This is a genomic window from Kitasatospora sp. NPDC024654 (genome assembly GCF_055559155.1).
This window is the reverse complement of the sequence record NZ_JBVHLF010000017.1, coordinates 35,506-48,624: the sequence shown is the minus strand read 5'-3', so window position 1 is coordinate 48,624 and position 13,119 is coordinate 35,506. Positions and strand designations below refer to the sequence as shown.

The 13,119-nt window shown below is 71.9% G+C and carries 13 protein-coding genes and 1 pseudogene; 7 read left to right on the top strand and 7 right to left on the bottom strand.

Annotated elements, in window-relative coordinates; genetic code table 11:
- Positions 1-119 precede the first annotated feature (119 nt).
- Together ACZ38L_RS13225 and ACZ38L_RS13220 are read right to left on the bottom strand one after the other, a co-directional pair.
- Positions 120-311 (bottom strand): annotated as a pseudogene (locus ACZ38L_RS13225) (thiamine pyrophosphate-binding protein); the annotation flags it as partial.
- Positions 312-1,005: 694 nt separating this feature from the next.
- The gene (locus tag ACZ38L_RS13220; RefSeq protein ID WP_465692242.1) at positions 1,006-1,563 is read right to left on the bottom strand and encodes a helix-turn-helix domain-containing protein; all 558 of its coding nucleotides are present in this window, start codon (positions 1,561-1,563) and stop codon (positions 1,006-1,008) included.
- A 24-nt stretch (positions 1,564-1,587) separates the two neighbouring features.
- On the opposite strand from ACZ38L_RS13220, the gene ACZ38L_RS13215 reads away from it, so the two are divergent.
- The 6 genes from ACZ38L_RS13215 to ACZ38L_RS13190 all read left to right on the top strand — a co-directional run bounded on the left by ACZ38L_RS13215 (position 1,588) and on the right by ACZ38L_RS13190 (position 7,652).
- Entirely contained in the window at positions 1,588-2,622 is a 1,035-nt protein-coding gene (locus ACZ38L_RS13215; protein WP_465692241.1) for a DMT family transporter, read from the top strand.
- A 292-nt stretch (positions 2,623-2,914) separates the two neighbouring features.
- Positions 2,915-3,361 (top strand): hypothetical protein, encoded by a 447-nt coding sequence (locus ACZ38L_RS13210; RefSeq protein ID WP_465692239.1) that lies wholly within the window; start codon positions 2,915-2,917, stop codon positions 3,359-3,361.
- Positions 3,362-3,416: 55 nt separating this feature from the next.
- A complete protein-coding gene (locus ACZ38L_RS13205; RefSeq protein WP_465692237.1) occupies positions 3,417-3,674 on the top strand; it encodes a hypothetical protein in 258 nt (85 codons plus the stop codon).
- A gap of 196 nt (positions 3,675-3,870) precedes the next feature.
- On the top strand, positions 3,871-6,171 hold the full coding sequence (locus tag ACZ38L_RS13200; RefSeq protein ID WP_465692235.1) for a molybdopterin cofactor-binding domain-containing protein: 2,301 nt from the start codon (positions 3,871-3,873) through the stop codon (positions 6,169-6,171).
- A gap of 10 nt (positions 6,172-6,181) precedes the next feature.
- Positions 6,182-6,658 (top strand): (2Fe-2S)-binding protein, encoded by a 477-nt coding sequence (locus ACZ38L_RS13195; RefSeq protein WP_465692233.1) that lies wholly within the window; start codon positions 6,182-6,184, stop codon positions 6,656-6,658.
- 136 nt (positions 6,659-6,794) lie between these two features.
- Positions 6,795-7,652, top strand: a complete 858-nt coding sequence (locus ACZ38L_RS13190; RefSeq protein WP_465692231.1) for an NmrA family NAD(P)-binding protein — start codon at positions 6,795-6,797, stop codon at positions 7,650-7,652.
- A gap of 39 nt (positions 7,653-7,691) precedes the next feature.
- Here ACZ38L_RS13190 and ACZ38L_RS13185 read toward each other — a convergent pair whose 3' ends face one another.
- On the bottom strand, positions 7,692-8,300 hold the full coding sequence (locus ACZ38L_RS13185; protein ID WP_465692229.1) for an ester cyclase: 609 nt from the start codon (positions 8,298-8,300) through the stop codon (positions 7,692-7,694).
- Positions 8,301-8,383: 83 nt separating this feature from the next.
- Positions 8,384-9,127: an SDR family oxidoreductase gene (locus ACZ38L_RS13180; protein WP_465692228.1), complete on the bottom strand. Its 744-nt coding sequence runs from the start codon at positions 9,125-9,127 to the stop codon at positions 8,384-8,386.
- A gap of 133 nt (positions 9,128-9,260) precedes the next feature.
- Between ACZ38L_RS13180 and ACZ38L_RS13175 the strand changes: the two genes are divergently transcribed.
- Positions 9,261-10,196 carry a LysR family transcriptional regulator gene (locus tag ACZ38L_RS13175; RefSeq protein WP_396565352.1) on the top strand — a complete coding sequence of 312 codons (936 nt, stop codon included), beginning with the start codon at positions 9,261-9,263 and terminating at the stop codon, positions 10,194-10,196.
- Between the two features lie 100 nt (positions 10,197-10,296).
- On the opposite strand, the gene ACZ38L_RS13170 is transcribed toward ACZ38L_RS13175, so the two are convergent.
- From ACZ38L_RS13170 to ACZ38L_RS13160, 3 genes are all read right to left on the bottom strand, one after another.
- The gene (locus ACZ38L_RS13170) at positions 10,297-10,596 is read right to left on the bottom strand and encodes a DUF2087 domain-containing protein (RefSeq protein WP_465692225.1); all 300 of its coding nucleotides are present in this window, start codon (positions 10,594-10,596) and stop codon (positions 10,297-10,299) included.
- 94 nt (positions 10,597-10,690) lie between these two features.
- Complete coding sequence (locus ACZ38L_RS13165) at positions 10,691-11,785, bottom strand: arylcarboxylate reductase (RefSeq protein WP_465692223.1); 1,095 nt, start codon at positions 11,783-11,785, stop codon at positions 10,691-10,693.
- A complete protein-coding gene (locus tag ACZ38L_RS13160) occupies positions 11,782-12,741 on the bottom strand; it encodes an ACP S-malonyltransferase (RefSeq protein ID WP_465692221.1) in 960 nt (319 codons plus the stop codon). Before ACZ38L_RS13160 ends, ACZ38L_RS13165 begins: the two co-directional genes overlap by 4 nt.
- Between the last annotated feature and the right edge of the window lie 378 nt (positions 12,742-13,119).

Here is a 13,119-nt window from a genome sequence, read left to right as displayed (position 1 = left end):
ATGATGGCGCTGGCGCACACAACGGCCTCGGACATCTTCTGGAAGAGGTCGAACTCCCCATTGCCGAGGGTGTGGTGGACGATGGAGCGGTGGATCTGGACCGGCATCCTCGGCATTCCGACCAGATGGAACACGGGCAGGTGCTCGCTGTAGGCGCCGGCGATGCCGTTGATCGCGCTGAGCTCGCCCACGCCGTAGGTCGTGCAGACCGCTCCGACCCCACGGACCCTGGCATAGCCGTCCGCGCTGTAAGCCGCGTTCAACTCGTTGCAGCTGCCCATCCACTTGACGTCCGGGTGCCGGACCACCGCATCGTCGAGCGGGAAGGCTTAGTCCCCCGCGACTCCGAAGACATGACGCACCCCGACATCCCTCAGACGGTTCAGCACGTGCCGCACCACGGTCGTGGACATGAAGGAGCCCTTCTCTTGGGCACCGGATTCCCCGGTGCCGGCCATTTCCAGGAGCACCGCGACGCTTGCCGGCGCTCCTTCGGGCCGCTCCGGCACAACCGCACCGACCGGGTCTGCCGGGTGCTCGAACAGTCCTTGTGCGGTTGGCCGTACTCTCGCATGCTCTCGCCGCCGCAATGGCGCGCAACCCGTGCACCTTCGTCCACAAGGGTGAGGACCCCCGCGCCCCGGGGCCGCCTTTCCCCGGCCTCCTCCCGCCCGGTACGCCGTTCGAGGACGACGCCGCGGGTCTCCTCGACGATGCGCACCGCGGCGGAGCGTCGCGGTCCGCACCGTTCCTGACCAGCGGCCACCACATCGAGAGTCCGTCCCGCTTGTTCGCGAACCGAGTGGTCGCGCCCTAGCTGTACTGACCCGTGAGGTTGGGGAGGCCGCCAGGGCCCAAGGGGCTCGGCAGCTCGACCGGGTGCGCGGCGTGTTCGGGAAGCGCTGCCGGGTCGGCCTCCGGGGTCTCAACGATCAGTTGGCCGTGTTCACGGGAGCGTGGGAAGTCCGGGTCGCGAACCGCGAAGGCACCCGACCGGCGTGCCGATCACGCCACCGCCGTGCGGATGAACCGCGCGACGCCGTCACCGACGTTGACGTACGCGTACGTCTGGGCGCTGCTGTAGATCGCGTAGCCGCCCGCCTCGACGGTGACCGGCCCCTCCGCCAACTCGATCAGCACCCGCCCCTCGGTCACCGCGATCATCTCGTGCCAGCCCTCGGGATCGGGCTCGGCGGAGTACCGGTCGCCGGGACCGAGCGACCAGCGCCACAGCTGGGCCTCGCTGCGAGCGGGCACGCTGCCCAGCAGGACGGCCTCGCTGGCGGGCTGGCCGCCGCGCCAGGCCACCGCCTCGATGCGGCGGCTCTGCGCGCCGGGGTCGCTGACGACCTCGACGAAGGTCACTCCGAGCGCCTCGGCCAGCCGGTCGAGGCTGGAGAGACTGATGTTCGTGTCGCCGCCCTCAAGCTTGATGATCATGCGGCGGCTGATCCCCGACGCCTGCGCGAGCGCGGCCTGGCTCATCCCCGTCTGGCGGCGCAGGCGGCGCAGGTTCTCGCCGACGAACGCCAGGACGTCGGATCGCCCCTGGCGAGTGTGCACTATAGTGCCCCTATCATGTGCACTATGCTGCACTCCCCCACTGTTCGCCGAAGCCCTCTCCTGGGCCTCGGCCGTCACGACCTGGCCCTGGTCGCCATCACCATGTTCTGGGGCACGACCTTCCTCATCGTGCACACCGCCATGCGCCACAGCGGACCTCTCTTCTTCGTCGGCTCCCGGTTCGCCACCGCCGGGCTGCTCACCCTACTCGCGTTCCGGAAGGCCCTGCGGGGCCTGACCCGGGCAGATCTGGTGGCCGGAGCATCGGTCGGCGCGACGATCTTCCTTGGCTACGCACTCCAGACATACGGCCTGCAGACCGTCAGCAGCAGCACCTCCGCCTTCATCACGGCGCTGTACGTCCCGCTGGTCCCGCTCTTCCAGTGGCTGCTCCTGCGCCGACCGCCGAAGCCTGCCGGCCTGCTCGGGATCGCCTGCGCCCTCATCGGGCTGGTACTCCTCGCCGGACCCGGGGCCGTGAGTCCGGCACTGGGCGCCGGCGAACTGGCGACGCTGGGCTCGGCCGTGGCCAGTGCGGCCGAGATCGTCCTGATCAGCCGGTTCGCCGGGCAGGTCGACCTGCGCCGCATCACCGTCGTCCAACTGCTCACGGCGAGCGTGCTGTCCTTCCTCGCCATGCCCGCGGCCGGCGAGTCGGTCCCCGCGTTCTCCTGGGTCTGGCTCGCCGCGGCCGTGGGGCTGGGCTCCGCGAGTGCCGTGATCCAGCTGACGATGAACTGGGCCCAGCAGTCCGTGCCTCCCATGCGGGCAACAGTGATCTACTCCGCCGAACCGGTCTGGGGTGGCGTCGTCGGCCGCCTGGCCGGCGACCGCCTGCCGGGGCCGGCGGTCCTGGGTGCGGCGCTGATCATCCTGGGCGTCTTCGTCAGCGAGGCGCCGCTGCCGCGGCTGAGGCGGCGGCGGTCGACGCCGGTGCGAGGGTCGGTACGGACCGCGCGGCCAGCCGCGTCGGATCCGACGCCGTGCCCTGCCCGGCCGGCAGAGGATCCACAGCCCGCCGGCCTCCAGCCGGACCATGCGGGTTCGCCAGTCGTCTGAGCGGTCGGCGGCCTCCGCCGACGTCCGGATCTGTCAGTCCTGGCGCTTTCCGGAGCACACCGCTCCGGCTCGCCTCCTCCACCGGAGCCGCGCGAGAACCGCCCGAACTGTCCGTGCCCCCGCCCATTGCGCAACCGGCGCCCGGGGAGGACGCTGGCCGAGTCAGCCCGCCGGCCGGTGGGTCCGCCCGCAGGGGAGCGTTCGGACCTCGCCACCGCCCACGTCTGTCGGCGCGCAGCCGAGTTGTCGGGGGTTCGGGGGCGCCGGTACCTGGGGGAGTACCCGCGACACCTTGCTGGAGGACGTCATCAACCGCATCGTCAAGCGCCTGGCTGTGGTCGGCGCCACCGTCTGTTCGCTCGCCACCCTCGCCGTGCCGCTCGCCAGCGCCGCCCCGCAGACATCGGGCTCCGGCTACCTCGCTGCCACCGGCCTGGACGGCTGCGGCGGCGGCATGGAGACGTACTGGAACAACGGCGTGTACAACGTCCGGGTCACCGTCTCGGCCGCGCCGAACACCGCCTCGCTGAACTACCTCTGCACCGGCCAGCTCTACCGCAACCAGGGCGGCTGGGGCCCGCTGGGGCCGGCGCTCACCGTCACCAACGGGGGAAGCACGTCGGGGGACTTGTACGGCGACAACGGCACCCTCGCCTACGTGTGCATCACCGAGCTGGACACCAACATCACCGTTCACAAGCCCACCTGGAACCACACCAGCTGCACCGCCCAGTGGTGACCGGGCTCCTCGCCCGTTGACCGATCGCCCCTCCGGCCGCCGGAGGGGCGAAGCCATGAACGCGGCAGCGCTTCGCCGCCCGGCGACCGACGGGACCACTCGGATTGCGGCTGCCGGCACACGAGTCATGAATTCGCACGCCTGGCACGGTATTTCGGCGTGCTCCAAGCGGTGGGCCGCACCGGCACCCCTCACCGAGCTGGACGTGCCCTCGACCGACGACGGCTCGATCACGGTCACCTCCATCACGCTCACGGTCGGCCCCATGGGCACCGACGCAGCGCCGCACGGCTGCGGCGCGATGCGCCACTGATCACCCGCCAGGTGCACCGGTGACCGCACCGCGGTCCGGCCACCGAGCCGGCGGCCCGGCGGTCCGGACCGGGTCGGCGCGGATGGCGGGCACGCGACCACCCCACCTTCGGGTTCATGAGGAGTGACCCCTAGGCTTGGCCCGGTCATGGCTGGTGTGCCCGGTCGCGGCTTCCACTTATCGGAGGGGTCAGTTGATGGGAGATCAGGGGGTCGGGCGGCGACGGTTCCTCGGCTACGTGCTGGCGGCACCGACGTTGCTGGTGGCCGCGCAGTTCGAGGAGGCGGTGCTCGCGCCCGCGCCGGCAGCGGCGGCGGTGCCGTCACTGCCGGAGCCGGCCGAGGTGTACGACCTGACCGACCTGCTCACCGACGCGGCGCTGCCGACCTCGGGCCTGATCAGCATCCAGTTGAACGCCGACGGGACGGCGAGCTTCGCGCTGCCGCGCGCCGAGGTCGGCCAGGGCATCACCACCTCCACCGCGATGCTGATCGCCGAGGAGTTGGACCTCCCCCTCGCGCAGGTGCGGATCACGCTCGCGGACGCCCGCCCGGAGCTGCTGTTCAACCAGTTCACCGGGGCGTCGAACACAACCGTCGCCACCTACACCCCGGTCCGGGTCGCGGCGGCCATCGCCCGCCAGCGGCTGTTGGCGACCGCCGCCGCCCGCTTCGGCGTGCCCGTCTCGACGCTGACGACGGCCGCGGGTGTGGTCAACGGCCCGGGTGGGCAGAGCGCGAGCTACGGCTCGCTGGCGGCACGGGCCGCGAGCGACACGACGGTGCAGGTCTCGGTGGCGCTGAAGCAGCAGGCCGAGTTCAAGGTCATCGGCACCGCGCAGCAGCGGATCGACGCACTGGACATCGTGACCGGCCGCAAGCAGTTCACCATGGACCTGGCGGTGCCGAACGCGCTGCCGACCATGGTCTGCCGGCCTCCGACGATCAATGGCACCCCGCTCTCCGTGCGGAACCTGGCGGCCGTGCAGGCGATGCCGGGAGTCACCGACGTCGCCACCATCGCAACCGGCGTGGCGGTGCGCGCGAGGACCTTCGGGCAGTGCATCGACGCGATCCGCGCGTTGCAGGTGACCTGGGGCCCGGGCAGCGAGGACGGATCCTCCGACGACACGGTGCTGCGGGAGCTGCGGGCCGCCGAACTCCCGTTCGCGGTACCGCCGGTGAACCTGCTGGCACACACGATCGAGAACACCTTCACCTTCGCCTTCGCCAGCAACACCGCGCTGGAGCCCAACTGCGCCATCGCCGACGTCCGCGCGGACCGGGCCGAGATCTGGGCGGCCATGAAGGCACCAATCGTGGCGCAGGGCGCGATCGCGGCCAAGCTCTCGCTGCCGCTGAGCGCCGTCACGGTGCACGTCGCCGAGGGCGGCGGGTCGTTCGGTCGCAAGCTGTTCTCCGACGCGGCGTTGGAGGCCGCCGAGATCTCCCGGGCGATGGGCAAGCCGGTGAAGCTGATGTGGCACCGGACCGACGAGTTCCGGCAGGGCCGTACCCATCCGATGTGCACCTCCCGGGTGCGCGCCAGCTACGCGTTGGGCGAGGTGCTCAGCTTCGAGCAGCGGCACACCTCGGTGGCCACCGACTTCAGCCACGGCCTCGGCGAGGTGCTCACCGCGATGGTGGCCAAACTGCCGGTGGGCGGCCTCGGATTCTCCGAGACCATCTTCGAGCTGACCCAGCAGACCCCCTACGACTTCGGCCTCACCACGCAGTTGCTGAGCGAGGTCGACAAGGGCTTCAACACCGGTAGCATGCGCGGGATCTACTCGCCCAACGTGCGCTGTGCACAGGAGTTGATGGTCGATCAGCTGGCGGTCGCGCTGGGGCAGGATCCGTACCGGTTCCGCCGGCAGTTCCTCAAGGACCAGCGAGCGGTGGCGGTTCTCGACAAGGTCGCCCAACTCGGCGACTGGGGGCGCCCGATGCCGGCCGGGACCGCGCAGGGCATCGCGCTCCACCCCGAGTACCACAGCATCGCCGCGGTCCTGGTCGAGATCGACTGCACCGCGCAGACCGTCGGACGGCAGATCCCCGACGCCTACACCGGACCACGGGTCACCAAGGCGGTCTGCGCGGTCGATGCCGGCCTCGCGGTCAACCCGCTCGGACTGGAGGCCCAGATGATGGGCGGGATCTCGGACGGCATCGCGCTCGCCCTCACCTCCGGCCTGCACCTCAGCAACGGGGTCTTCCAGGAGGGAAGTTGGGACGACTACTTCTACACCCGACAGTGGAACACGCCACCCGACCTGCAGATCGTGGTGATGCCGCCGACCACCGGCACCCCGGGCGGTGCCGGGGAGCTCGCCGTCGGCGCGGCGATGGCCGCGGTCGCCTGCGCCTACGCCCGGGCCACCGGAACCGTGCCGACCAGCTTCCCGATCAACCACGCCGCCCCGCTCGCCTTCGATCCGCTGCCGACCACACCGTCCGTTCCGCAGTCGCCGGTTGACGGCCTGACCCGCGCCTACTAGGAGCCGCACCATGCCCCAACACACCTTCATCCTCAACGGCGCGCCGGTCTCGGTGGACGTCGAGGACGACGTCCGGCTACTCTGGGTGCTGCGCGACGTCCTCGGCGTCACCGGTCCCAAGTACGGCTGCGGGCTGGGCGTCTGCCAGGCCTGCACCAGCCACATCAACGGCAAGGCCTTCAACCCGTGCTCGGTGCCGGTCAGCGCGCTGCAGCCCACGGACGAGATCACCACCATCGAGGGCCTGCCGGCCACCGTCGGCAAGGACCTGCACCCCATGCAGGAGGCCTGGCTGGAGTACGACGTCGCGCAGTGCGGTTACTGCCAGCCCGGGCAGATCATGGCCGCCGTGGCGAAGGTCGAGCAGGCTCGCGCCGCCGGACACGAGATCGGCGACGCCGACTTCGACGAGATCCGCAACATCTGCCGCTGCGGCACCTACTTCCGGATCCGCGAGGCGATCACCGCGGGGGCGAAGAACTTCTGACCGGAACTCCTGCGCGGGCGGGGGAACACCTTTGCGGCAGGCATCCGTTGTTCCTGTGGATGGCGAACCGCCGCCCAGCAGAGCCGGGCACGGCCGTGGACGGCCCGTGGCCCGGCGCCATCGGGAGGAGCAACCCGTGATCGTAGTCACCGGAGCGACCGGCCACATCGGACGCCGGCTCGTCGACCAGCTGCTCGCCGAGGGTGCGTCGGTACGCGCCCTCACCCGCGACCCCGAGCGCGCCGGGCTGCCGGCCGCCGCCGAGGTGGTGCGTGCCGACCTGACCGACCCGGCGTCCGTGGAACCGGCCCTGGAGGGCGCCGAATCGCTCTACCTCAACCTCGCGGCGGGTGGTGGCGAGGCGGCGATCCAGGTCGTGGACGCCGCCGTCAAGGCGGGCGTGCGCCGGATCGTCCTCAACTCCTCGCTGTCGGTGACCGACACCCCGGCCGACGACGAGGGCTTCATCTCCCGCATGCACGCCTCCGTCGAGCGGGCGATCCGTGCCTCCGGGTTGGAGTGGACCTTCGTGCGCGGCGGGATGTACGCCACCAACTCGCTCCAGTGGGTCCCGCTCGTCAAGGCCGAGGGCGTGGTCCGCGGCCCGTTCCCGGAGGCGGTCGCCGCGCCCGTCCACGAGGCCGATCTGGCGGCCGTCACCGCCCGCGCCCTGCTGGACCGCAGCGGCGCCCTGCTCGGGACCGCCCCCTACGTCACGGGCCCGGAGCCCGTGACCCAGGCCGGCCAGGCCGCCGCGATCGGGCGGGCGATCGGGCGCGAGGTCCGGTTCGAGACGATCCCCGTGGAGCGGGCCGCCGAGGCGATGGCCGCCGGCACGGGCATCCCCGAGGGGGCCGCCCGCCAACTCCTCGAGTACTTCGGCGCCTCGGTCGGGACCACGCCCCGGATGACCGACGAGGTCGAGCGCATCACCGGGCGCCCGGCCCGCACCTTCGACGAGTGGGCCCGCGACCACGCGGACGACTTCCGCTGACGCGCACCCCGTCGCCCGTGCCTGCCTGCCCGCGGGTGGTCAGCCGTTGACGCCGAGCTGGCTCATCAGGGTCTGGTTGTCCTCGATGTGCCAGTCTTCGATGATCTTGTCGGTGCCGACGTGCTGGATGTCGATGGCGTTGAAGTCGACCTGCTGTCCCTTCCCCCGGACGCCGTTGAAGGTGCCGGTGAAGTGGCCGCGGAAGACCAGCCGCGCGGTGATCTTGTCGCCGGTGACCAGCAGGTCCGACAGCTCGCAGGTCAGGTCCGGCACGGCGGCGCGGAAGTTCTTCGAGGCGAAGACCGGGCCGGCCGGGCCCTGCGGGCGCCCGGCCGGCAGCGTGTTGTCCCTGAACCGGGGGCTGACGGCGGCGTCCAGGTACTTCTGCTGCCCGGTGTTCCAGAAGGTGTAGAGCTGCTGGGCCAGGTGGACCTCCTGGGCCGCCCGGCGCTCGCCGATCGAGTGGTCCACGGTCAGCGTCCCGGGCTGGACCAGGTCGGCTGAGCGGTCGACCAGGCGCTGCGGCCAGGCCTGCGAGGACTGGTGGCGGCTGCCGTCGTGGGCGTGTGCGGCTGCGGCGGTGCCGCCCGCCAGGCAGGCCGTGGCAGCGGCGACGGCGGCGGTGCGGATGACGCTGTGCGAACGCATGGGTGTGCTCCTCGGGTGCGTGATCACGGGTTGGTGGTGCGTGACCGGGTGGTCAGTCGTGAGGTCCATCGGTCCTGCTCGCTTCAGGCGAGCCGGCCGCCGCCGTCGACGTGCAGCACGGTGCCGGTGACGTACGGGCTGCCGACGGCGAACAGGACCGCCTTGATCAGGTCGTCCGGGGTGCCCACCCGTCGCGCCGGGTTGCGCTCGGCGATCCCGCGCAGGAACGCCTCCTTGCCGGCGCCGAGCCCGTCCCAGGAGCCGGTGTCGACGATGCCCGGCGAGACGGCGTTGACCCGCACCGGAGCGATCTCCACCGCGAGCGCCTGGACCAGGAACGCCAGCGCGCCGTTGGTGGTGGCCATCACGGTCCGCTCGGGGGTCGGGCGCCAGGCGGCCACGCCGGAGAAGAAGGTGAACGAGCCGCCCTCGCGCACCTGACCGGCCAGGTGCTTGGCCAGCAGCAGCGGGCCGATCACCTTGGCCGCGAACGCGCGCTGCACGTCGGCCAGTTCGAGTTCGGCCAGCGGCCCGTTGGCGGGCATCGCGGCGGTCGACACCAGGTGGTCGAAGCCGCCGACCCGCTTGGCCAGGGCGGCGATCGACGCCTCGTCGGCGAGGTCGACCGGGACCACCTCGGCCGGGCCGGTCAGCTCGCCGGCGGTCCATTCGAGCTTGCGCGGGTCGGAACCGGCCAGCACCAGGTCGGCGCCGGCCGCCGAGGCCGTCCGGGCCAGCAGGCGACCGGTGCGCGAGCCGGCGCCGATGACGACCAGGCGCTGGCCGGTGAGGTCCGTGGGGGCCGGGGCGGTTGCCGGGGTTGTCATGGTGACTGAACTCCTTCAAGTGGGGGGGCCGAACTGCCGGCTGTTTCGTGGGCAGCGGCTCTGGTTCGACCCTCTCCCGTGGAGCGGCAATGAGTCCAAGGCTTGTTTCATCCTGCTGCGATAATATTTGTTCATGGCAACGCTGCGACAGCTCGAATATCTGGTCACCGTCGTCGACACCGGCTCGTTCACGCAGGCGGCGGAGCTGCTGCACCTGACGCAGCCGGCGCTGTCGCACCAGATCCGGGCATTGGAGAGCTCGCTGGGCGGTCCACTGCTGGAGCGTCTGCCGCGCGCGGTCAGGCCCACCCCGATGGGCCGCGCGGTGCTGCCGCACGCCCGCGCCGCGCTGGCCGAGGCCGAACGGCTGCGCGGGGCGGCGCGGCGTGCGGCCGGGCTGGAGGGCGGCGAGCTGGAGGTCGCCACCGTCTACTCGGTCAGCCTGGGCATCCTCCCGCCCGTCCTGCGGGCCTGGCGCCGGCGGCACCCGGGGGTGCGGATCCGCCTGCGCGAGTATCCGCACGCCGATCAGCTCCGGGCCGCGATGGCCGCCGGGGAGGCCGACCTGGCGGTGGGGCCCTCACCGGCCGGGTGGGAGGGGCCGGTGAGGGATCTGGGCATCGAGGAGTTCGTCATCGTGCTGCCGAGTGACGACCCGTTGGCGGACGCGCCGGCCGGGCCGCTGGCGCTCCGCGCGCTGGCCGACCGCGCGTGGGTGCGGTACGCGCCCGGGAACGGGCTCGCCGACCTGCTGGACCGGGTCTGCCGGGAGGCGGGGTTCCAGCCGCTGACCGCCGTCCATGCCGAGCAGACCTCGGCCGCACCGCTGCTCGCCGCCGCCGGGCTCGGACCGGCCCTCGTGCCGGCGAACATCATCCCGGCGGACTTCGACGGTCTGCTCCGGCTACCGGAGCCGGCGGTCCGGCGGACTCTCACGGCCTACACGCGGACCCGGCCCGATCCGCTCACCACCACGTTCGCGGATCTGCTCGCCGGCCAGGCCTGCGTGGTGCCCGCGCACATCAGGGCACTCACCGGCGCGCCGGGGCGGCCGTCGCCGGGAGCGTAGGGCGCGCGGGAGCGGCGGTCGGGGCGGTGCCCACGAGGCGGACGGCGCCCGGGTGGACGGGTGCGGGGCGGGAGCCGTCCGGCGAAGCGGTGGGAGCCGCTCACTCCAGGCGGCGGTAGCTGCTGCCGTCGCGGGTACGGGCCAGCAGGCCGCCCTCGACCAGGTAGCGGCGCAGGGCGGGGTAGTCGTCGTGGACGGTCAGCAGCGCCTCGTTGACCTCGGGTTCGGCGTAGTCGCGGTCGGGGGCGAACAGGGTCCGGGCGAGGTGACGGAGGAGCTGCTCGCGGCGGGCGGGCCTTCGGGGGATCGCGGTCAGCCGCCCGCGTGCGAAGAAGGCGCTCAGTTCGGGCACTCGGTCGGCCACTTGGTCGGGCACTTGGTCGGGCACTTGGTCGGACATGGCCAGCACACTTCCGTACCGTCCGGCGGCGGGCAAGGCAATTTCGGCGGACGGTACGGACGTCGGAAGGGCGGACCGTGGTTCCGGCGCCGGCTCAGTACAGGCCCTCGGGCGCGGTCGAAGTGATTTGCAGCGGACGGACGTTGGCCACGCCGTCGGTCGGCCAGTCGGTGCCGCAGTGGTAGCGCAGTGCCTGGTCGCGTTCAAGGATGTTCGGCAGGAAGAGGTCCTCGTGCAGCACGGTCAGCCGCACCTGCCCGGTCTGCCCGTACCCGACCGGCGTGGACCAGTCACCCCGGTCCACCACCGCCATGGTGACCTGGGGGTAGTTCGGCAGGTACGGGAGCAGCCGGGCGTCCTGCCGCATGGGGAGACCGGCCGCGTTGCCGAAGGTGTTGCCGTAACTGAGGCCGCAGACACCGCCGTTCAGGGCGGCCACGAAGTCGTGGTAGGTGTCCGGGCTGATCTGGGTGCCGCTGAGGCGGACTCCGTCGAGCCCCCGCACCAGGTCCGGGAAGCGCTGGCGGAGCGCCTGGAAGAGGGCCGGTGTGGTGTTGAGGTAGTGCACCCCGCCCCGGCCGAGCACGTCCGCGATCTGCTCCAGCAGGTGGTTGGTGTACTCGCGGGCGTCCGCCAGGCGGCCGGCTCGGATCAGGCGCTTGACCCAGCGCGGGTCCATGTCGATCGCGTAGACCCGCCCGGCGTGCAGTTCCGACGCCTCCCAGACGCCGTTGCCGATCAGGTGCGGCCCGGTCGGAGTGGCCTGCAGCCAGCCGCGACCGGGTGCGAATCCCTCGGTGACGAAGGACCAGCGCCGCCAGGCCCCGCGGTGCAGCAGCATGTCGGGGGTGTAGAAGATCCGGCACGGGGCGCCGGTGGTACCGCCGGTGTCCCAGATCCGCCCGGTCAGCGGCCGGGGTACCGCGAGCGGGACCAGGTCGGCCGGATCACCGGTGCGCAGTGCCTCCAGCGGGAACGGGCCGAACGCGGTGAGTTGCTCGTAACGGGTCAGGTCCCGGGGGTCGAAGTCGAGTTCGGCCGCCCGGCGGAGCCAGTAGGGGCTGCCGGTCGCGGGGTCGAAGTGCCGGCGCACCACCTGGCGGGTCCAGCGGTCGAGGTCGGTGCCGAGCCAGCCCTCGATCAGCGCGTCGCACGCGGCACCCGGCCGCACCGCCCCCGCCGTGGTCACCGCGCGTCCTGACCGTCGGGGAGGTCGATCCCCAGCTCGTAGACCGTGGTCAGCACCTGCTCGATGTGTTCGGGCCGGTCCACGTGCACCACGGGGAAGGGGAAGTCCAGGATCCCGTCCGGGATGGAGCCGCCCATCACCAGGCCCAGCCGGACACCCTCCTGTCTCATGCCGGTGTAGACGTCGACCAGGCTGATCGGGTCGGTCGCGTTGCGGTGGAAGAGGTCGCGCACGTCCTCGGCGGTGACCAGGGTCTTCCGCTCCAGGCAGGAGGCCAGCGGCAGTTCGGGAGCCCGGAAGGGCATCGCGTCGATGTAGTGGGCCATGAAGGCGCGGAAGTGGGCGCGCAGCGGCGAGTGCACGGCGATCGTGCGGTCCGGCAGCGGGTTGACCAGACCGGCCGGCAGCTCGCCGGCCAGCGCCTCCAGCGCGGCCCGCTCTCCGGAGAGCATCAGGATGCGCGCCGAGCCGTCGGCGGTGGGGCCGAAGTCCCCCGACAGGTACACCCCCGGTCGGCCCTCGGCGAGCCCGGCGGACTCGGTGCCGGCGGGGGCGAAGACCAGTGCCATGCCCTGCTCGGGCGCGTCGGCGGAGAGCGCGGGAACCTGACGGGTGTGCGCCAGCATCTCGACCAGCTCCCGCCGGCCCAGCGCGCCGACCAGCGCGCTCGCCGTCATCGCGCCCAGGCTCAACCCGCCCACCACGGAGGGGCGCAGACCGTGCTCGGCGAGGATGTCGTACACCGCGAGCGCCAGCGCGGCCTCCCGGACGCTGCCGACGCTCTGGCGCTCCTCCGGCGGCTTCGGCAGCTCCTCGTCGAGCAGTTGACCGGTGGTCAGGCCGGCCCACTCGGCTATCCGGGCGTAGAGCTCCCGCATCACCGGATAGGCCTGGTACAGCTCCAGGCCGTGCGGTTCGGTTCCGACACCGCCGCCGAACAGATACCCCAGCGCCATCCGGTCCTCCTCAGGGAATTCCGCGAATAGGGAGTGGCAGGGGCCGGCCGGGACCTCGGAATACCGGAAGCCGGGCCGCATTGCGGGCCGTTCGGGGCCGGTCCACCGCTGCTCGACCACGGTAGCAGGGGGCTCGCGGCGAAATGTGGGATCTGGCTAAATCCCCCCACAAGAGCAGTGTCGCGGATCCCGCTATCGAAACGATATGGGGGGGTGCCAACATCTATCGGGAGGCTTTCCAGCATTCCGCGACCCGCTCCGAATCGGCGAGGCGGGAATGCGGATGAGGTGACTGGTCCAGTCCACCGATATCGCTGAGTGGTCCGTCTGAATGGTCCGTCGGGGGGCGGATACCACCGGGTCGTGCCCGCGTGTCCA